The 19,383-nt window shown below is 45.6% G+C and carries 18 protein-coding genes; 1 reads left to right on the plus strand and 17 read right to left on the minus strand.

Features of this window, described 5'->3' with window-relative positions; genetic code table 11:
* Positions 1-20 precede the first annotated feature (20 nt).
* A complete protein-coding gene (locus GTW09_RS08400; protein ID WP_163111519.1) occupies positions 21-1,181 on the plus strand; it encodes a hypothetical protein in 1,161 nt (386 codons plus the stop codon).
* A 108-nt stretch (positions 1,182-1,289) separates the two neighbouring features.
* On the opposite strand, the gene der is transcribed toward GTW09_RS08400, so the two are convergent.
* The 17 genes from der to GTW09_RS08485 form a co-directional block, all read right to left on the minus strand.
* Positions 1,290-2,738: a ribosome biogenesis GTPase Der gene (der, locus tag GTW09_RS08405; protein WP_163111520.1), complete on the minus strand. Its 1,449-nt coding sequence runs from the start codon at positions 2,736-2,738 to the stop codon at positions 1,290-1,292.
* 308 nt (positions 2,739-3,046) lie between these two features.
* Positions 3,047-4,303 (minus strand): outer membrane protein assembly factor BamB, encoded by a 1,257-nt coding sequence (bamB, locus tag GTW09_RS08410; RefSeq protein ID WP_083595284.1) that lies wholly within the window; start codon positions 4,301-4,303, stop codon positions 3,047-3,049.
* A gap of 42 nt (positions 4,304-4,345) precedes the next feature.
* The gene (locus tag GTW09_RS08415; protein WP_071980153.1) at positions 4,346-4,966 is read right to left on the minus strand and encodes a YfgM family protein; all 621 of its coding nucleotides are present in this window, start codon (positions 4,964-4,966) and stop codon (positions 4,346-4,348) included.
* A 12-nt stretch (positions 4,967-4,978) separates the two neighbouring features.
* Positions 4,979-6,262 carry a histidine--tRNA ligase gene (gene hisS / locus GTW09_RS08420; RefSeq protein ID WP_163111521.1) on the minus strand — a complete coding sequence of 428 codons (1,284 nt, stop codon included), beginning with the start codon at positions 6,260-6,262 and terminating at the stop codon, positions 4,979-4,981.
* 77 nt (positions 6,263-6,339) lie between these two features.
* Positions 6,340-7,458 carry a flavodoxin-dependent (E)-4-hydroxy-3-methylbut-2-enyl-diphosphate synthase gene (ispG, locus tag GTW09_RS08425; protein WP_163111522.1) on the minus strand — a complete coding sequence of 373 codons (1,119 nt, stop codon included), beginning with the start codon at positions 7,456-7,458 and terminating at the stop codon, positions 6,340-6,342.
* 8 nt (positions 7,459-7,466) lie between these two features.
* Positions 7,467-8,528, minus strand: coding sequence for a RodZ domain-containing protein (locus GTW09_RS08430; protein ID WP_163111523.1), 1,062 nt, complete (start codon positions 8,526-8,528; stop codon positions 7,467-7,469).
* A 6-nt stretch (positions 8,529-8,534) separates the two neighbouring features.
* On the minus strand, positions 8,535-9,722 hold the full coding sequence (gene pilW / locus GTW09_RS08435) for a type IV pilus biogenesis/stability protein PilW (RefSeq protein ID WP_163111642.1): 1,188 nt from the start codon (positions 9,720-9,722) through the stop codon (positions 8,535-8,537).
* Between the two features lie 42 nt (positions 9,723-9,764).
* Positions 9,765-10,883 (minus strand): dual-specificity RNA methyltransferase RlmN, encoded by a 1,119-nt coding sequence (gene rlmN, locus GTW09_RS08440; RefSeq protein WP_071980157.1) that lies wholly within the window; start codon positions 10,881-10,883, stop codon positions 9,765-9,767.
* Between the two features lie 357 nt (positions 10,884-11,240).
* Positions 11,241-11,672, minus strand: coding sequence for a nucleoside-diphosphate kinase (gene ndk / locus GTW09_RS08445; RefSeq protein WP_012519000.1), 432 nt, complete (start codon positions 11,670-11,672; stop codon positions 11,241-11,243).
* Positions 11,673-11,944: 272 nt separating this feature from the next.
* Positions 11,945-12,358, minus strand: coding sequence for a SufE family protein (locus GTW09_RS08450; RefSeq protein WP_163111524.1), 414 nt, complete (start codon positions 12,356-12,358; stop codon positions 11,945-11,947).
* Positions 12,359-12,372: 14 nt separating this feature from the next.
* Positions 12,373-12,906 carry a putative Fe-S cluster assembly protein SufT gene (gene sufT / locus GTW09_RS08455; protein ID WP_071980159.1) on the minus strand — a complete coding sequence of 178 codons (534 nt, stop codon included), beginning with the start codon at positions 12,904-12,906 and terminating at the stop codon, positions 12,373-12,375.
* A gap of 31 nt (positions 12,907-12,937) precedes the next feature.
* A complete protein-coding gene (locus tag GTW09_RS08460) occupies positions 12,938-13,294 on the minus strand; it encodes a HesB/IscA family protein (RefSeq protein ID WP_163111525.1) in 357 nt (118 codons plus the stop codon).
* Positions 13,295-13,303: 9 nt separating this feature from the next.
* Positions 13,304-14,521, minus strand: coding sequence for an aminotransferase class V-fold PLP-dependent enzyme (locus GTW09_RS08465; RefSeq protein WP_163111526.1), 1,218 nt, complete (start codon positions 14,519-14,521; stop codon positions 13,304-13,306).
* The gene (gene sufD, locus GTW09_RS08470; RefSeq protein ID WP_071980162.1) at positions 14,518-15,774 is read right to left on the minus strand and encodes a Fe-S cluster assembly protein SufD; all 1,257 of its coding nucleotides are present in this window, start codon (positions 15,772-15,774) and stop codon (positions 14,518-14,520) included. The genes GTW09_RS08465 and sufD overlap by 4 nt, the downstream gene beginning before the upstream one ends.
* A complete protein-coding gene (gene sufC / locus GTW09_RS08475) occupies positions 15,771-16,532 on the minus strand; it encodes a Fe-S cluster assembly ATPase SufC (protein WP_071980163.1) in 762 nt (253 codons plus the stop codon). Before sufC ends, sufD begins: the two co-directional genes overlap by 4 nt.
* A gap of 3 nt (positions 16,533-16,535) precedes the next feature.
* Positions 16,536-17,972, minus strand: coding sequence for a Fe-S cluster assembly protein SufB (gene sufB, locus GTW09_RS08480; RefSeq protein WP_163111527.1), 1,437 nt, complete (start codon positions 17,970-17,972; stop codon positions 16,536-16,538).
* Between the two features lie 230 nt (positions 17,973-18,202).
* The gene (locus GTW09_RS08485; RefSeq protein WP_163111528.1) at positions 18,203-19,369 is read right to left on the minus strand and encodes an IscS subfamily cysteine desulfurase; all 1,167 of its coding nucleotides are present in this window, start codon (positions 19,367-19,369) and stop codon (positions 18,203-18,205) included.
* Positions 19,370-19,383 lie beyond the last annotated feature (14 nt).

Below are 19,383 nucleotides of genomic sequence, written 5' to 3' on the forward strand. Positions count from 1 at the left end.
ATTTCTAAGTTGCCAATTCAATGATGAATTGGTGTCGCAAGGAGTTAGCGATAAATGCCGGTGCTTCGCAAAAAGCATCCCGACTCACACTGCTTAAATTGGGGATGGCATTGGTTAGGCAAGCGTGTTTGGTAACGACTTGTTTGGCCTTGCTTGCTCACACCGCTAGTACTAAAGCTGTGGCTTCAGGTATAAATGCTGCCACACAAGATTTGATTAACGCGAGTTCAAGCTCTAGCGTTATAGCCGTTCCAGTATCTGCATTTTCCACTTATCCGTCGTCTCTTGTTGTAAGGCAGTGTGAAGAAAACACGTTAACAGAATCGGCTTTAGAAAATAGTGCATGCCAAGAAGACATCATTGCGCCAGATACATTTATTGATGCGCTCCGGGAATCGTCATTCTTCTCTTCTTTACATCCCTATGAAGAAAAAAGTGACTATCAGCTGCTTATTGCAAATGTAAGTAACGAAAATGCACACTTAGCGGAAATAACATTGCAGTGGCGCAGTATGGAGATAGCTTCACACGTGCTTCAAGTAAACGTGCCGAAAATTTCGCAAAACGGGAAAGCACACTATGCCGCTGAATTAGTAGCTCAATGGCGAGACCTCGCAATTAAGCAAAACTTATTTTCTGCCAGCTACCTTTACCAAGCACTTGACGCTAGCAACTACGAACGTGAACTTGTTGTGCCACAAACGGTGGGCGAATTCAAAAAACTCGATACGCAATTGTATGCAGACCCTTTTAGTGGGGCTATCACAAGATATGTTCACCCCACTTATGAAGAAGCGTTACTTGATATCATCGTATATCCCTTCACGCATAAGTTGAGCAAGGAGAATAACCTACTACTTAATGAGCAGTTGAAGGCAGATTTAGAAAAAGCAGGTGAGATAGCCAAGGCGCAGGAATTGACGTTAACTCTTGCTAATCCAGCTGCGCCCTATAAATCTAAAGGAGAGGAAAACGGCTGGAGGCTGGGTATTGCAGCACAATCAGAAAAATCCCCCACGCTCTATGCGACAACTTACGTATTCAGAAAACACGATAAAATAATCAAGATAGCGACAACTTTTCCCGCTGACTTTTCCGACCCACTTGTCGACGAACTTATGCAGAACGTCGATGTGCCAAAAGAGTCGGTACTTATGCGAAGCATAAGAGAGTTACTTTAGCGCGAAGCATAAGAGAGTTACTTTAGCGCGAAGCATAAGAGAGTTGCTTTAGCGCGCTACACAAGAAAATTGCTCAGGTGCAGCGCAAAAGTAGATAGATCTAAACAGCTATTTTTTATCTTTATAAAACGACATCATTCGACGGCGTTTTCTTTGCTGAGCAAGGGTAAGATTATTCTTCTTACCTTCAAAGGGGTTATTCCCTTCTCTAAACTCAATTTTTATCGGCGTTCCCATGATCTCCAACGCCTTTCTGAAATAATTCATCAAGAATCGCTTATAGGAGTTAGGCAAGTCGTCAACTTGGTTGCCATGAATAACAATAACAGGAGGGTTATATCCACCCGCGTGAGCATACTTCATCTTCACGCGTCTTCCTCTTACCAGAGGTGGCTGATGGTCGTCCTGCGCCATTTCCATAATTTGCGTTAGTATTGACGTATTAATTCGCTTAGTCGCGCTTTGATACGCTTCCTGCACAGATGCAAACAAATTTCCCACGCCAGAACCGTGAAGTGCCGAAATAAAGTGAATACGCGCAAAATCAACAAAGCCTAGGCGTCTGTCCATTTCCCGTTTTACATCATCTTTAACATCAGTGCTTAAACCGTCCCACTTGTTTACCGCTAAAACCAAAGAGCGACCAGAGTTTAAAACGAACCCTAGTAGGCTTAAGTCTTGATCTGTAATTCCTTCCCTTGCATCAATTACCAACAATACAACGTTAGCTTCTTCAATAGCCTGAAGGGTTTTCACAATAGAAAACTTTTCTACCGCTTCATTAATTTTCTTGCGCTTTCTCACCCCAGCCGTATCGATAAGCACGTATTCGCGCTCATCTCGCTCCATTGGAATATAAATACTGTCGCGAGTTGTACCCGGCTCGTCGTATACCACTACTCGCTCTTCGCCTAAAATGCGATTGGTGAGCGTAGACTTACCAACGTTAGGTTTTCCTACAATAGCGAGCTTAATGGGCAAGTCTTGAAGCCGTTGACGCTGTGCTTCTGCATCCTCTTCTCCTTCAGGCTCAACCTCTTCTACAATTTCCATATCTGGAAATTCAGATTCCAGAGGTGCCAAGCCATCTTGCAACAACTGGCTTACGCCTCGACCATGAGCGGCAGCAATTTGCTTCACTTCACCCAGGCCAAGTTTATAAAACTCAGCGCTTTCACTGTCGCCGTCAATGCCGTCTACTTTATTGGCAACAATGAATACTTTTTTATTGATGCGACGAAGATGGTCCGCAATACCTTGGTCTGCCGGCAACAGGCCAGCTCTGGCGTCAACCAAAAACATCACAACATCAGCCTCTTCAATGGCAAGAAGAGACTGCTGAGCCATTTCAGCATCTATGCCTTCTTCGTCTCCTGTTATGCCCCCGGTATCAACTACAATGAATTGACGTCTTTCGAATTTGGCTTGGCCATATTTTCGATCCCGCGTAAGGCCGGGAAAGTCTGCAACAAGTGCATCGCGAGTATTAGTAAGACGATTAAATAAGGTCGACTTTCCCACATTGGGACGGCCAACCAGAGCAACAACGGGTAACATTTATCAGATCCTAGAGGTCATGAAAGCTAAAAAGCACAAACCGCAAGCGTTAAACAACGAATTTATCCGTGCTAAAAATACCAGCACTTATGCTTCGTTTACTACTTGCGGTTTTTGAATGGGCGCATTATACCCTTTAAGGGGGTTAATACCAATTCAGATTAACAGGAGAAAGAAATAGCAAAGGGAAATACTTAAAAACAAAAAGCGCCGTTAAGAACGACGCTTTTAGAGTACTGTAAATGTCATGCTTTTCGAGTAAGGTTGTTTACTGTTTTTTAAGACAACTTACTCAGGGAGCGTTCAATTTAAGGGACATTCACCGACACCACCACACCATTACGTGTGACAGCAACAACAGAGTCTTCTACTACAATAGGAGCAGCGTAGATAGCGTCGTCTTCATCGTCGCCACCCACATCCAAGCGAGCTACAACTTCTCCACTCTCTTTTTCTATCCAGTGTAGATAGCCCCAATTATCACCAACAACTACATACTCACCAACCGGTGTAGCTGCTGTTAGCGAGCGTTGCTTGAGCAGCCCCTGCGACCAAAGCTCTACGCCATTTCGTCTGTCTAACGCGAAAACGTTAGAGGTATTATCAACAACGAAGATTTGGTTGCCGTCAATGTTCAAGTTACGGAATGATGAATACTCACGTTTCCAAATAACACGACCAGAGCGCAGTTCTACTGCGGCAAGCGTACCGTTGTAAGATACGGTATAGATAGTTCCGCCATACAGTACCGGCGTAGTATCAATATCTACAATCCGCTCTAGCTCTGTTGCGCCTGTTGGGGTTGAAATAACGGTTTCCCATGCCAGTACACCAGAGTCGATAAGATTCACCTGGATTTTTCCAGTAGGCGCTCCAACAATGACACCGCCATTCGACGCAATAGGACCGGAGATACCGCGTAATGTTAGTGGCGGAGTATCACCTTCATGACGCCACAGCTGCTCGCCGGTGCGAATATTAAAGCCGAATAAACTTCCAGCTCCGGTGTTTACTACCAAAATACCGTCATCGGCCGCAGGCGCTGCCAAAATTTCCCCAGGCACACTTGCATCCCACACCAAATCGCCGGTTTCGGCATCAAGGGCTGCGATATATCCGTTCTCAGTGCCAACGAAAAGGTGCTTATCAGCGACAAAGATACCGCCTATACGAGCGCTTTCACCGCTGCTCCACAAATTGCTTACCGAACTAAGCATGCCTTCTGAGCGAAATGTAGCAAAGTTTTTCTCCCACACGACTTCGCCAGAGTCTGGCTTCATTGCCACTACGTTGCCGTGACGGTCTGCTGCATAAAGTTTGTCGTACGCGTATACAGGGGTTAGACGAGAAAAGTAATGATTTACCCCGTCGCCAATGTCTCGCTCCCACTCTATGGCTGGCGAAAACTTCGCTTCAATGGGCTTTAAGCGACGAATTTCAAGCTCTTCTTCATCGGCAAACCAGTCTGAAACCGTTGAACATCCAGATAGAGTAATCGATACCGCCATCGCCATGGTAACAGCGCGAGCAAAACGACCTTTACGGCCACTGGTATTGTGAAACAAATTGCGTACCTCTTTAATTTTTATCAGCCTTTCAAAGCGCGATTACTGTGCTGCTTCAACAGCAAGATTATCGAGTTTCATCTGCAAAAGCGGATTGTTGGCATTTTCTTCTAGTGCACTTGAGTATGCTAAACGAGCTTCGTCGAACTTATCTTGCTGCTTATAGATATCACCTTTCAATTCCGATACCTGTGCAGAAAACGCTTCGTTTGCAACCGTGCCAAGCGTAGACAACGCAGCGTCAAGCTGGTTCATTTCAATTTGTACTCGCGCTAGTCGAACAGATGCTAGCTCTTTCATTTGAGCGTTGTCAGCAAATGTAATCACTTGATTCAAGTGAGATGCTGCCGCGTCTAGATCGCCATCCTCAACTGCTTTTTTCGCTGCCAAAAGACTTGCAATACTGGCATAGCCAGTATCTTTATTTTCTTCGATGAACGCCTCTAAGCCAGCGCTGTTGCCTTGCTCAGAGAAGTTCTCTACCGCTTTTTGATAGGCGACTGAAGCGGCTTCTTTGCTTTCAGTTTGCATATCTGAATATTGGCGCCAGCCAAAAAGACCGCCTAAACCAAGTGCTGCACCGACAATAATAGCCGTGCCATGCTCTTTCCAAAAACGCTTAATCGCTTCTACTTGTTGTTCTTCTGTTGCGAACTGTTCCATGATGTCCTCTTTTTATTTCTCGCCCAGCAGTTCAGATACTTTTTCGCAAAGGCTATCAAAACTCACTGTAACTTGCTCTTGACCATCGCGTAGTGGCTTTACTCCCACATTGCGTGACTGCATTTCGTCCGAGCCTAAAAGTAGCGCTAGACGAGCACCGGTTTTATCCGCGCGCTTTAATTGTTTTTTAAAGTTCCCGCCGCCACAATGCATCATGATGCGTGCGTCGGGCAATCTATTTCTTAGGTGTTCAGCCACTTCAATGGCATAAGACTGAGTATCATCGCCCATGGCAGTTACATAAACATCGGCGAAGCTATCGTCTTGTGCTTCTTCACTCAGCGTGGTGATTAGCAGCACTAAACGCTCTATACCCATAGCAAAGCCAACCGCCGGTGTAGTCTTACCACCAAGCTGCTCTACCAAACCATCGTATCGTCCACCAGCACAAATAGTTCCCTGAGCGCCTAAGCTATCGGTTACCCACTCAAAAACAGTGCGGTTGTAATAGTCTAAACCTCTAACTAATCTCGGATTAACTTCGTATGCGATACCGGCTTCGCTCAGCCTTGCACACAAGGTTTCGAAGTGTACTTTCGACTCTTCATCTAAATGGTCGATTAAAGACGGCGCATCGGCTATTGCAGCTTGAACGTCCGGGTTTTTGCTGTCGAGTACGCGAAGAGGATTAGTTTCTAAACGGCGTCTTGAGTCTTCATCAAGTTGGTCTTCTCTTGCTTTTAAAAACTCGACCAGTATATCGCGATATGCCGCTCGTGCTTCATTAGAGCCCAGCGTGTTAACTTGGAGCTTAACGTGCTTTTCAATGCCAAACGCTTTCCAAAAACGAGCGCTTAGCAAAATAACTTCTAAATCGATATCCGGACCATCAATACCGTAGGTTTCTACACCAAACTGATGGAACTGGCGATAGCGTCCTTTTTGCGGACGCTCGTGGCGAAACATAGGCCCCATGTACCAAAGGCGCTGCTGCTGATTGTACAAAAGTCCGTGCTCATTGCCGGCTCGCACGCAACTCGCTGTGCCCTCTGGACGAAGTGTTAAGCTATCGCCATTTCTGTCTTCAAAGGTATACATCTCTTTTTCAACGATATCAGTGACTTCACCGATAGACCGCTTGAAGAGATCTGTACTCTCAACAATAGGGGTACGTATTTCCTGATAACCGTAGTTCGCAACGACTTGGCGAAGTACCGATTCTACTTTCTGCCATGTACCGGATATTTCCGGAAGGCAGTCATTCATGCCTCGTATTGCCTGAATAGTCTTAGCCACGTGAAATTCTCATACTGCTAAATAGTGAAAAGCCCCGCATTATAGGGGCTTTGGGAACAAACAACAACGTTACAGGCTTAGTCTTTCACCGATACCTGAATTTTGTTTTGGTCGCTAATGCGAGAAGCCTTGGCGCGGATTTTTGCTTCTAACTTATCTACTAAGTCATCATTAGGTAGGCGCTCTTTTACGCGTTTACCATCCTCATACAATCCGCTCATGTTTCTAGCGCCAGTAAGGCCTAAATCAGAGACTTCCGCCTCGCCTGGACCGTTAACCACGCAGCCAATAATAGACACATCCATAGGTGTTAATATATCTTCAAGGCGCTCTTCCAACGCATTAACCGTTCCAATCACGTCGAACTCCTGACGAGAGCAACTTGGACATGCAATAAAGTTAATACCCCGTGAACGGATACGCAACGACTTGAGAATATCGAAACCTACCTTGATTTCCTCAACCGGATCGGCAGCAAGCGACACTCTGATGGTATCGCCTATCCCCTCGGCAAGGAGCATTCCCAGCCCTACGGCACTTTTTACTGCACCGGCACGCTGACCACCGGCTTCGGTAATACCCAGATGCAGAGGTTGATCGATTTGTTGAGCGAGAAGGCGATATGCCCCCACGGCTAAAAACACATCAGAAGCCTTAACGCTAATTTTAAACTGGTCGAAGTTAAGTCTATCGAGGATGTCAACATGACGCATGGCCGATTCGACTAACGCCTCTGGCGTAGGCTCACCGTACTTTTCTTGCAAGTCTTTTTCTAAAGACCCGCCGTTCACCCCAATACGAATGGGGATATTCTTATCTTTCGCACAATCGACTACCGAGCGCACGCGCTCCATATTGCCGATATTACCTGGGTTAATTCGCAGGCAATCCACGCCATACTCGGCAACCTTCAGCGCTATGCGATAATCGAAGTGAATATCTGCAACTAAAGGCACATTGACCTGACGCTTTATTTCTTTAAAGGCCTCGGCCGCGTCCATAGTAGGAACCGAAACACGCACAATGTCACCACCAACAGCAACAATGCGATTTATTTGCGCAACCGTAGCCTCAACGTCCGTGGTTAGCGTATTCGTCATTGACTGAACAGCAATGGGAGCGCCATCGCCTATGGGAACGTTTCCTACATTAATGCGCGTTGATTTTCTGCGTTTAATAGGGCTTTCTGCAAACATCTAAATACCTATAAAGGAAGCGTGAAGCGAGCAATTTTTCCGTTTTGGAACGACGCGATATTCGCTGGCTCGCCATTAACTGATATGCGCACATTATCAGGCGCGCCAAGTGTAACTGCAACAGGCGGGATGCCCTGAATGTCCATTACGCGTCCCTGACGCTTTACGCCAGTGGCGATAACCTCACCAGTGGCGTCTTCAATATTTACCCAGCAATCTTCACCAAAGGTGAACGTCATAGAGATTGGGGCTGCCGAAGGGCCGTCACCAAAGGCTAAGTCTTGTTCAGCTTCACCCAAATTCAGTTCAACGTTGTCGTCTTCGTTTATATTGCTAACAAGAGCAGTTAAATTATTACTGTCGTCAACTGTTGAGGGCGGAGCATTAATTGGACCATCGTCCAGCGCATTGGCCACAACGGCGCTGTTTTGCGGGTTTTGATCGGCTATTTCTTCAGATTGGGGGGCATTCTCACTTTGACTAAAGGTGCTTTGGCCTGCAGTGCCAGAAGCACTATCGAGTTCAACTCTACCATTCGTCACCGCTATCTCATCACTCGATTCAGGGGAGCGAGCCGAGGCAATAACTTCATCTTTAATCGACTGCACAAGTGAAGCGTCAGTTGGTGAATCGTCACTTGGCTGTTGATACCACCACACCACTACACCGCCAATAATCAGCAATAAAATGATATAGGTAACCATCATCCAGCGATCGTCATGTGTCTGTTTTGCAACACGCTTTGAAAAACTCTGCAGCTTTTCAGAAGACGGCACTTCACTTTGATTATGAAACTTCTCGAAGGCTTCAATTACCTCATCTGACGGTAACCCCAACTGCCTTGCATAATTTCTTACATAACCCTTGGTAAAGGTTATCGACGATTTCTCATCAATAGCATCATTCTCTAAATCATTGATTTGTGACGATTTTAAGAATAATTTTGTCGCGACATCTTGCTGTGAAAGACCCAGCGCTTCGCGACGCTCTTTTAAAAGGGCTCCTGGGCTTGGCGTACTTTTTTCTTCTTGCGAATGAACTTCTTTGCTCGCGTTTTCTTCTGACACCATTAACCTCTATTCCTCCTGCATACTCGGTGGTACTAACCAAAGTTTTTGACCAGCAATAATAGCGCCAGTATTCTCTAGGTTATTCCACTTTTGCAGCGTCGCCATTCTAATATTGTATAATAGCGAAATACGATATAAGTTTTCTGCTGGTTTTACTACATGGATTTTAGGTGATTGCGCAGTTAAATCGTCTGATTTACCGCTACTTTCACTCTTTGTTGTTTCAACGGCGGTTTTGTTTTGTATATCCTCGCCAGCTCTTAAAGCAGACGCGGTCTCTGATACCGCTTCACCCGAAGTGATTTCAGGCGCAGGTTCATCACCCTTTTGCCCGTCATCACTACTTTCGACAACCAATACCGTTTGTTCAAACGTATTATCTTTACCAACAGACTTGACCGTTTTTATCACTTTAGCATCTAACTGCGAACGCTGCGCCAAATACCGTTTTGTCAATGTGCTGTCTGGGAATAGAGAAATCAACATATCGCCATAGCCTTTCGCAGTGGCTTTGTCACCTTCTCCTTTGGCTATCTCAAAAGCGAGCCATAGCGAGTCTGGAGAAACTTTGGCAACTCTCTCATATCGTCTAAGTGTGGACTTCGCGTCTTGCCACTGCTCCGTAGCTGCATAAAGTTCAGAAAGTAAAAATAGTGTCTTTGCTCGGGTAGGTTGATGCTTCAAAGCGCTTTTAAAGTAATCGATAGCATCTGACATGTTATTTTGGCTTTGCGCGCAAAGGGCTAAATTTTCGTAAGTTTGCGCTGCGTTTGAATAAGAGCGATTGTCGATAGCCTGTAGGAAGAAGTCTTTAGCGCTTTCGTACTGCCCATTTTGGCATTTAAATGCGCCAAAGCTGTTGGCAATATCGCCGTTGTTGGGCTCCAGATCGAGCGCTGATTCGTAATAGCTTTCAGCTCGCTGGTTTTCACCAACAAGCTGATAATAATAGGCCATCGCATATTGGACATCCGCAGAGCGCGGATCGAACGCTATCGCTTTATCAAGATTGCGTTTAGCTTGAGTATAATTATTGTTTTGTAGATAGGTAAGACCCAGCGACATGCGGGTTCTCGCCGCTTCTTCCGCGTCAAAATCTGCGCTATTAATACCCGACTGGCTGCTACTTACGCAGCCTACGATCAACAGTGATGCGCCAGCAATTGTGGCGCGCACACTTTGTTTAAATCCCATTCGCAATCCAGTTGGCATAGTCTTACCCTAATATCCTAATGATTATTGGGCTATTTTTACCGAAATTGCTTCGCCCTTCACCTGTTTTTTTAACATTCTTTTCGTTCTATCAACCACATCACCTACTAATTGACCACAGGCAGCATCGATATCATCGCCACGGGTCTTTCGTACTACCGTGGTAAAGCCGTATTCCATCAGCACCTTGGCAAACCTATCAATGCGCGAGTTACTCGAGCATGTGTAGGGAGAACCCGGGTAAGGGTTGAACGGAATTAAGTTTATTTTACTCGGAGTATCTTTAAGTACTTTCGCTAGTTCGTGAGCCTGCTCGGTACTGTCGTTTATGTGGGAAAGCATAACATATTCTACTGTAACCCTACCCTGATTCGCTTTAGACTTCGCTAAATAGCGACGTACACCCGCCAAAAATGCTTCAATATTGTACTTTTTGTTCACAGGTACAATTTCATTACGCAACTCGTCGTTTGGCGCATGCAATGAAATAGCCAAGGCAACATCAATCTGATCGCCCAGCATGTCTAATGCAGGGACGACCCCTGACGTACTCAAAGTGACTCGACGTTTTGACAGTCCGAAACCGAAATCGTCTAACATAATGTCCATTGCCGGCACTACGTTTTTCAAATTAAGCAGCGGCTCGCCCATGCCCATCATCACCACATTGGTAATGGGGCGCTGGCTGGTATCTTTAGAGAGCCCTAAGAATGTTGCGACTCGCCATACCTGCCCAATAATCTCACTCACGCTCAAGTTTCTATTGAAACCTTGTTGCGCGGTACTACAGAAAGTACATTCTAAGGCGCAGCCTACTTGAGATGATACGCATAATGTAGCGCGCTCTTCCTCGGGGATCCAAACAGACTCAACTTCTTGACCGCCCTCAAGAGTAAGCGCAAACTTAATTGTGCCATCGCTTGCTTCCTGGAAGTAGGCAATTTCAGGCGCTTTTATTTCACAGTTCTCAATCAGCATGGCGCGAAGATTTTTATTGAGATTACTCATTTTTTCAAAATCGCTTTCGCCGTGCTGGTATATCCATTTCATCACCTGATCGGCGCGAAACGGTTTCTCCCCCTTTTCCTTAAAGAAGTTGCGCAAGCCTTCGCGATTTAGATTTAATAAGTTTGTTTTTGCCATGAATAAAATGACCCTTTTACCTTGCGAGGATGTGACCTCGAACTGCTTAATTTAGATTACTATTACCGCAAAAATGTAATGAAGAGAGAGGCTTATAACACTATCGTTTGTATTTAAACGCTAATTTTTATAAACCACAATACCCGTGCGCTTATAACAAAAGCCATGCAGTAAGAAGTCATATTTTTAACGCGTATAAAGCGGCGCTTACGTGTTTAAAATTTGCGCAAATACTATCATATATGGCTCTGCATAAAAAGTGATGAGTATCTTTACCCTCTTCCAGATATAAAAAAACGAGGCCGAAGCCTCGTTTTCGAGTATTAACTACTCTATGTCTGTTTTGTTTGTCTGTACTTAGCGAGTACGTGGACAAATCTCTTCTTCAGAGAAGAAGTATGCAATTTCGCGAGCTGCAGATTCAGGTGCATCAGAACCGTGAACCGCGTTTTCGTCGATTGATGCAGCGTAGTCAGAACGAAGTGTTCCAGCAGCAGCATCAGCAGGGTTTGTAGCCCCCATGATTTCACGGTTTGCAAGAACAGCGTTTTCACCTTCAAGAACCTGAACCATTACCGGACCAGACGTCATGAAATCAACCAAAGCACCAAAGAAAGGACGCTCTTTGTGTTCTGCGTAGAAACCTTCCGCTTGCTCTTTGCTCATGTGGATCATCTTAGAAGCAACAATGCGAAGACCAGCAGATTCAAAACGGTTGTAAATTGCACCGATTACGTTTTTAGCTACCGCATCAGGCTTGATAATCGAAAAAGTGCGCTCAAGAGCCATGTTTTTTCTCCAAACAAATAAAGTGTGTTTTCAATTTTGGCGGCGAATTATAGGCAATAATTATCGCGTTTACTAGTGACTATTATGAAACCTCGAAACAAAGCCTTGGATTTAGCCAAACCAGCCTGTTGCTTTATATGTATGGAGCGAAATAAAGCACTGAATTTAAAGTGAAATCAGTTTTTCATTGAAGTTTATTTATCTCTGTTAAACTTTTATGTACGCTTTATTTTTTCACTAGAGAAGCGCTATCTTTGTCTGCAATTTTTATTTTACGACAAATTAGCTCGCGCTAGGTCTTGTATTTTGCCAACAATAGCGCGCAATCCGTTACCGCGGGTTGGCGTAATGTGGCGCTCTAAATCTAGCGCTTCAAAATAACCATCGACATCAAACTGGGTTATCTCTCGGGGAGATTTATTGTTGTAAGCTGCTAGCACAAGTGCCAATAGGCCTTGAACAATAACAGCATCGCTGTCTACGTCGAATGTGATCTTACCATCTTCATAAGACTCAACTAGCCATACGCTACTTTGACAACCTTTAACCAAGCGGTTTGGCGTCTTTTCGTTGTCTGGCAAGCCCGGAATAGACTTACCCAAGTCGATAATATACTGGTAGCGTTGCTCCCAATCATCGAAGAACGCCAAGTCATCTACAATTTCTTCACTGCTTGGTAGTTGCATGTTATGTCCTGTATTTAAAAAAAGAGACCGGCTTCTAGCTGCGCTTCTTCACTCATCATGTCACGAGACCAAGGAGGATCGAATACAAGCTCCACGTTTACATCATTGACATGTGGAACCATGGCAACGCGATATTCAACATCACCAACCAGAACTGGGCCCATACCGCATCCGGGGGCTGTCAGCGTCATATCAATGTTTACGTTACCACTGTCTTGGTCTATGTCGACCTTATAAATTAAGCCAAGTGACACTAGGTTAATGGGGATCTCTGGATCGAAAATAGTCTCCAACGCATCCCACACCTGCTGCTTACTTATCTGACCATCGCTAGGCTCTTCGAAACTTAACACCATTTCTTTGCGGCCAATGGCGCCAGCGTCAGTGCCGTCTATGCGGTACATATTGCCTCGCCAGGTGATGGTAAAATTTCCACCAAGCTCTTGGGTTATGCTGACAAATTCTCCCTCAGGAATGACTGTCGGGTTTCCAGCCGGCACCAAGCGCGCTTTACATTCGCGCTCAGTTACCACCATTTTTTGCTTCATAAACTGCTAGTGCTCTTTTGTCTTTGCAAAGTTAACCAACGTTGAAGCTTTCGCCACAACCGCATTCGTCAACAACATTTGGGTTATTGTATTTAATAACACCGTTTACACCTTCTTGAACGTAGTCAATTTCAGTGTTTTTTAAGAGGTCTGTTGCATCTGCCGCAATAGCCACATTAAGCACAGGCGATATTTCAACAATCTCATCATCGTCTTTTGCACTGTCAGCAAAATCCAGCACATAAGCATAGCCTGTGCAGCCACTCACTCTTGTAGAAAGACGAATGATCTGACCTGGCTTATCTTTAAGCTTGCTCTCAAAATGCTTAACGGCACTGTCAGTAAGCGAGATGAGCTGTGTACTTGGAACAAACGTTTCAACACTCATGGTGCCTCCTTAGGCCAACATCATTTTTGCTTTCTTAAGTGCAGCAAAAAGGCTGTCCACTTCTTCAAGCGTGTTATAAATTGAAAATGAAGCACGAGCAGTACCTGGAATACCAAATCGCTTCATTAGAGGCTGAGCGCAGTTATCGCCGGTACGAATAGCAACGCCCTGCCTGTCTAGAATAAAACCAATATCCGCTGGATGAGCGCCATCTAATAAAAAGCTCAGCACACCAATTTTGTTGGGTGCTGTACCCACAATTCGCATACCATCAAGGGCTTCGGCTTGCTCAGTGGCATAGTTTAGAAGTGCAGTCTCATGCTCATGAAGAGCCTCGATATCGAGTTGTTTAAACCACTCGACAGCAGCGCCCATACCAATAGCACCGGCAATGTTAGGCGTGCCTGCTTCAAGTCTATTCGGCAGTGCTCCCCAAGTAGCTTCGTGGTAAGAGACATCTTTAATCATCTCACCACCTACTTGCCAAACGGGCCAAGACTCTAAAATTTCTTTTTTACCCCACAAGCAACCGATGCCGGTAGGACCAAAAAGTTTATGACCAGAGAACACGTAAAAGTCGCAGCCGATGTCTTGAACATCAACACCGCCATGAGCAATACCTTGCGCACCATCAACAAGTACCCAAGCTCCAACGCGTTTTGCTTTTTCAGTCAACACTTTAATAGGGTTCACTGTGCCCAATGCATTAGAAACATGTGGAAATGCAACTAGCTTTGTTTTGTCAGAAAGCAGCTTTTCAAACGCTTCAATGTCTAGCTCACCATTATCAAAAATAGGAACGATATTGAGCGTAGCGCCGGCTTTTCGACAGGCTTGTTGCCATGTTACCAAGTTCGCGTGGTGCTCGAGCTCTGTAGCCATGACTTCGTCGCCCTCAGCTAAAAGCTGAGATAACCCATTTGCCACTATATTAATAGCTTCGGTAGTACCCGCAGTCCAAATAACTTCTTCACGAGCGCCGGCGTTGATAAAACTTGCCACACTTGCTCTCGCATTTTCGTAGCGACGAGTTGCTTCGTCTGATAAATGGTGAGCCCCACGATGAACGTTAGCATTTGTGCCAGTATAAAAATCGACAATAGCGTCGATAACCGCCTGCGGCTTTTGCGTGGTCGCAGCGTTATCTAAATATACCAGAGGCTTCCCATCTACAGTTTTGGAAAGAATAGGAAACTGTGCACGAAGTGCGTTAACGTCTAAGCTCATTTAACCTCCATTTGGGAGAAGCGCTTGCTGAGTAACGGCTGTAGCCACTCACGAATTGCGCTATTTGGTACATCGTTGACCAGTTCTTGGATAAACCCAAAGTTAAGCATTACCAGTGCTTTACTACGCGGTACCCCACGAGTTAGCAAGTAATAGAGCGCTTCTTCGTCAATTTCAGCTACGGTAGCACCGTGAGCACACTTCACATCATCAGCATAAATCTCTAACTCAGGCTTGGTGTTAATCACACCACGGCGAGAAAGCAACAAGTTGCGATTATTTAGCTCTGCCAGCGTTTTTTGTGCATCGCGATGAATATGAATCCGACCGTTGAATACAGCGCGAGACTTATCACCCACGATACCGCGAGCGTTTTCTTCCGTAGTGCCGTTTGGCATTGCATGCTCAATGGTTGAGTGAAGGTCGAATAATTCACCTTCAGCCAACAAATAAATCGCATTCATTTTGGCATCAGCAAACTCACCAGCGTGGTGAATGTCTACATCCAAACGCGACAACTCACTGCCGTAGCCTACCATGGTTGAATTTAGCGTTGAGCGGTTGTGCAATTTAAAATGACTTCCACCGAGCTGCTTCGCCGCGGCTGTGAACATGGCGAAGCGATAATGCTCCAAATGCGCATCATCAGCAATATCGTATTCAGCAAAGGCGGTAGTTAAACTGTCTACGTCGCCCACGCCCTGCTCAATAACAGTGGCGCTTGCACCCTTTGCTACTTTCACAACAACACGAGTATGTGCATCGACATTTTGCGTGGCCATGTTAACAATACGAACAGGCGTGTCGATTTTAGTATTTTCATCAACACTGATAAAAATACCGTGCTCGCACAGTGCATCGTTAACTAACCCAAACATGTGTCGAGTAGGCTTAATTTGCCCGTAAATGCTTGATATTGCTTGCTGCGTTGCCTTATCGTCGTGCTTAAGCGACGTAATGGTCATGCCTTTAGGCACATCTAGCGTATTCACTTGCGTGATCAATACACCGTCAACGAAAACCAAGTCGATAGCATTTAGGTTATCGATAGCGGGTACCGGCAGAACGTCGGCCTGTGTTGTCGTTTTCGCTTCGCGCTTTTCTACAGAAGTAAGCGGCGTAAAACGCCAGCTCTCATTTCGACGAGCGGGCCAACCATCGGCTTTTAATTGGGTTAAGGCCTGTTGACGCACGGGCGCTAAATAATCGTCGAACTGCGCCCCGCCAATGACCTGATCTAGCCATTGACTCATGCCTCAGCCTCCTCGTACGCCTTCCCTAGGAATGCGTAACCTTCTTTTTCTACTTCGTGGGCGAGTGATGCGTCACCGCTTTTCACAATTTTGCCATCAGCAAGAATGTGCACGAAATCTGGCTTAATGTAATCGAGCAAACGCTGATAGTGCGTTACTACAATAAAGCTACGTTTTCCGTCGCGCTGGCTATTTACACCGTTAGCAACAACCTGAAGTGCATCTACATCAAGGCCAGAATCTGATTCATCAAGGATACATAAGGACGGCTCTAGCAAAATCATCTGCATGATTTCGTTGCGTTTCTTCTCACCACCTGAGAAACCTTCGTTAACACCGCGCTTAAGGAAATCTAATGGCAGCTGCACCTGCTTGCAGGCTTCTTTTGCTTTCTTCAGAAACTCAGCAGCAGAAAGTGCCTCCTCGCCGCGCTGTTCACGCATAGCGTTAACAGACTCTTTCATAAATTCCATGTTGCTGACACCAGGAATTTCTACCGGGTATTGAAACGCTAAGAACAAGCCTTCGCGGGCACGCTCTTCAACGTCAAGGTCTAGCAAATCTTTACCGTTTAGCGTTACGTCGCCTTCGCTCACTTCGTAGCCATCACGACCTGACAACACATAACCTAACGTACTTTTACCGGCACCATTGGGGCCCATGATAGCGTGTACTTCACCAGGCTTAACGTCTAGGTTAAGACCTTTAATGATGTTTTTCTCTTCTACGCTGGCATGTAAATTCTTTATACTAAGCATTGATTACCCCACTGAACCTTCAAGACTAATTTCGAGCAGCTTGCCGGCTTCTACGGCAAATTCCATTGGCAGCTCTTTGAATACTTCTTTACAAAAACCGTTAACAATCATAGAAACGGCTTTCTCTGTGTCTAAACCTCGTTGGCGACACAGAAACAATTGCTCGTCACTTACCTTCGATGTTGTCGCTTCGTGCTCAACTATTGCCGACGGGTTGCGACTTTCGATATACGGGAACGTGTGTGCACCGCACTTATCACCAATAAGCAGCGAGTCACATTCGGTAAAGTTACGCGCGCCGTCTGCACGAGGTCCCATCTGCACCAGACCACGATAAGCGTTGTTACTTTTACCTGCAGATATTCCTTTTGAGATGATGGTTGAGCGCGTATTTTTGCCCATGTGAATCATCTTGGTACCGGTGTCAGCCTGCTGACGACCACGGGTAAGCGCCACTGAGTAAAATTCACCTACGCTGTTGTCGCCTTTAAGAATGCAGCTTGGATACTTCCACGTTACCGCTGAACCAGTTTCAACCTGAGTCCATGAGATTTTAGCGTTGGTGTGTGCGATACCGCGCTTGGTCACAAAGTTGTAGATACCGCCTTTACCGTTCTCATCACCTGGATACCAGTTTTGAACCGTAGAGTATTTGATTGTGGCGTCGTCCATTGCAACTAACTCGACCACTGCGGCATGCAACTGATTCTCATCGCGCTGCGGCGCTGTACAACCTTCTAAGTAGCTCACGTGGCTGCCTTCATCGGCAATGATCAAGGTACGCTCAAACTGACCGGTGTTCATTTCGTTAATACGGAAGTAGGTGGAAAGCTCCATAGGGCAGCGAGTGCCTTTTGGAATGTAAACAAATGAACCGTCAGTAAATACTGCGCAGTTTAGCGCAGAAAAATAGTTATCTGTACGAGGCACTACTGAGCCAATGTATTTTTTAACAAGGTCAGGATATTTTTGAATGGCCTCAGAAATCGGGCAGAAAATGACGCCGGCTTCTTCCAGCTTAGAGCGGAACGTTGTGACCACTGATACAGAGTCAAACACGGCATCAACCGCAACGCCTGCTAACATTTCTTGTTCGTGCAGCGGAATACCTAACTTTTCGTAAGTACGCAGTAGCTCGGGGTCTACTTCATCTAACGACTTAGGCTTGTCTTCCATACTCTTTGGTGCCGAGTAGTAAGAAATTGCCTGAAAATCAATTTTTGGGTATTCCACATGGGCCCAATCAGGCTCTTCCATTTCAAGCCACGCATGATAAGCCTTTAGACGCCATTCGAGCATCCACTCAGGCTCGTTTTTCATTGCGGAAATGCGACGAATAATCGACTCATCTAGGCCGCTTTCAAACGTGTCCGATTCGATCTCTGAATAAAAACCAGCATCGTACTTTCTTTCTAACGCCTGTTCGATCTGTTCACTCATGTTTGGGTCTCGCTTGTTTGCCTGCATTTGCTGCCTAAGCCTTCCATTCACCTTGGCTTGGAAAATTACCCCACGGTCTTGGTAATTTCCCTTAATTCACCGCACAAACCTCGTGCAGTAAGCATTTTACAATGGTGGCAGCCTTAAAAATTGGTGCGGTATTATATAATACCTGAGTATTCCACTCAAATATTCAGCGACGTATTTTGCGCTACTTGCTTTAAAAAATCTTAAGCTAACGCCACTTGCCGCAATCGGTTTGTTACATCTGTTACTTTGTTTACTACGTAATCGATGTCGTCTTGGGTCGTAAATCGTCCCACACTAAATCGAATACCTGCATGGGCCAGTTCGTCACTTCGTCCCAATGCTTTGAGCACGTACGAAGGCTCTAAACTTGCCGATGTACATGCAGAGCCAGATGACACAGCAATATCATTTAGCCCCATCATCAAACTTTCGCCATCTACATCAGCAAAGCTGACATTTAAAATACCCGCGATGCGCTTTTCTTCATGGCCGTTTAGGTATACGCCCTCAATCTTGCTTAGCCCATTCCACAATGCGATACGAAGCGCTTTAATACGCTCGTTTTCAACTTCCATGTCTCGACTAGCTAATTCGAGTGCTTCGCCCATACCCACAATTTGGTGCGTCGCCAGCGTGCCCGAACGCATGCCGCGCTCATGACCGCCTCCATGAATCTGTGCCTCTAGATTAATCTTAGGACGGCGGCGCACATAAAGCGCTCCCATGCCCTTCGGCCCGTAGAACTTGTGTGCCGACATAGACAATAAATCAATAGGCAACGCAGCTAAGTCGATGGCCATCTTGCCCACGCTTTGGGCACCGTCGACATGAAAGAGAACATCTTTTTCACGACACACCTTGCCGATACTTTCAATATCCTGAATAACACCCAGTTCATTGTTCACATGCATCACAGAGACTAATATCGTGTCTTCTCTGAGCGCACTTTCCAATTCTGCTAAGTCTATTAAACCGTCTTGTTGTACCGGCAAGTAAGTAATATCAAACCCTTGCTGCTGAAGATAAGCACAGGTATCTAGCACGGCTTTATGCTCAGTATTTACCGTAATAATGTGCTTACCTTTTACCTTGTATCCTTCAGCTACGCCTTTAATCGCTAAATTATTCGACTCGGTAGCACCAGAGGTAAATACAATCTCTCTTGGGTCGCAATTCAGCGCATCGCTTAACTGGTTGCGGGCGATATCAACAGCTTCTTCAGCCATCCACCCAAAACGATAGCTTCTTGACGCAGGATTACCAAAGTTGCCATCTAACGTTAGACACTTTGCCATTGCGTCGGCTACGCGCGGGTCGACGGGGGTTGTTGCTGCGTAATCTAAATAAATAGGGGGTGATAATGCCATATTTATAAATGCCT

Origin of the sequence: Alteromonas hispanica (assembly GCF_010500915.1) — a bacterium.
Lineage (GTDB): Bacteria > Pseudomonadota > Gammaproteobacteria > Enterobacterales > Alteromonadaceae > Alteromonas > Alteromonas hispanica.

Bases quoted from the DNA above. Each gene is read 5' to 3' on its own strand.
- GTW09_RS08460 (WP_163111525.1), bottom strand. From the start codon at position 13,294: ATGAGTGTTGAAACGTTTGTTCCAAGTACACAGCTCATCTCGCTTACT.
- der (WP_163111520.1), bottom strand. From the start codon at position 2,738: ATGTTACCCGTTGTTGCTCTGGTTGGCCGTCCCAATGTGGGAAAGTCG.
- rlmN (WP_071980157.1), bottom strand. From the start codon at position 10,883: ATGGCAAAAACAAACTTATTAAATCTAAATCGCGAAGGCTTGCGCAAC.
- GTW09_RS08450 (WP_163111524.1), bottom strand. From the start codon at position 12,358: ATGCAACTACCAAGCAGTGAAGAAATTGTAGATGACTTGGCGTTCTTC.
- GTW09_RS08430 (WP_163111523.1), bottom strand. From the start codon at position 8,528: ATGGTGTCAGAAGAAAACGCGAGCAAAGAAGTTCATTCGCAAGAAGAA.
- sufB (WP_163111527.1), bottom strand. From the start codon at position 17,972: ATGAGTGAACAGATCGAACAGGCGTTAGAAAGAAAGTACGATGCTGGT.
- sufT (WP_071980159.1), bottom strand. From the start codon at position 12,906: ATGAAGCAAAAAATGGTGGTAACTGAGCGCGAATGTAAAGCGCGCTTG.
- GTW09_RS08485 (WP_163111528.1), bottom strand. From the start codon at position 19,369: ATGGCATTATCACCCCCTATTTATTTAGATTACGCAGCAACAACCCCC.
- ndk (WP_012519000.1), bottom strand. From the start codon at position 11,672: ATGGCTCTTGAGCGCACTTTTTCGATTATCAAGCCTGATGCGGTAGCT.
- GTW09_RS08465 (WP_163111526.1), bottom strand. From the start codon at position 14,521: ATGAGCTTAGACGTTAACGCACTTCGTGCACAGTTTCCTATTCTTTCC.
- pilW (WP_163111642.1), bottom strand. From the start codon at position 9,722: ATGGGATTTAAACAAAGTGTGCGCGCCACAATTGCTGGCGCATCACTG.
- sufC (WP_071980163.1), bottom strand. From the start codon at position 16,532: ATGCTTAGTATAAAGAATTTACATGCCAGCGTAGAAGAGAAAAACATC.
- sufD (WP_071980162.1), bottom strand. From the start codon at position 15,774: ATGAGTCAATGGCTAGATCAGGTCATTGGCGGGGCGCAGTTCGACGAT.
- GTW09_RS08400 (WP_163111519.1), top strand. From the start codon at position 21: ATGATGAATTGGTGTCGCAAGGAGTTAGCGATAAATGCCGGTGCTTCG.
- GTW09_RS08415 (WP_071980153.1), bottom strand. From the start codon at position 4,966: ATGGAACAGTTCGCAACAGAAGAACAACAAGTAGAAGCGATTAAGCGT.
- ispG (WP_163111522.1), bottom strand. From the start codon at position 7,458: ATGTTTGCAGAAAGCCCTATTAAACGCAGAAAATCAACGCGCATTAAT.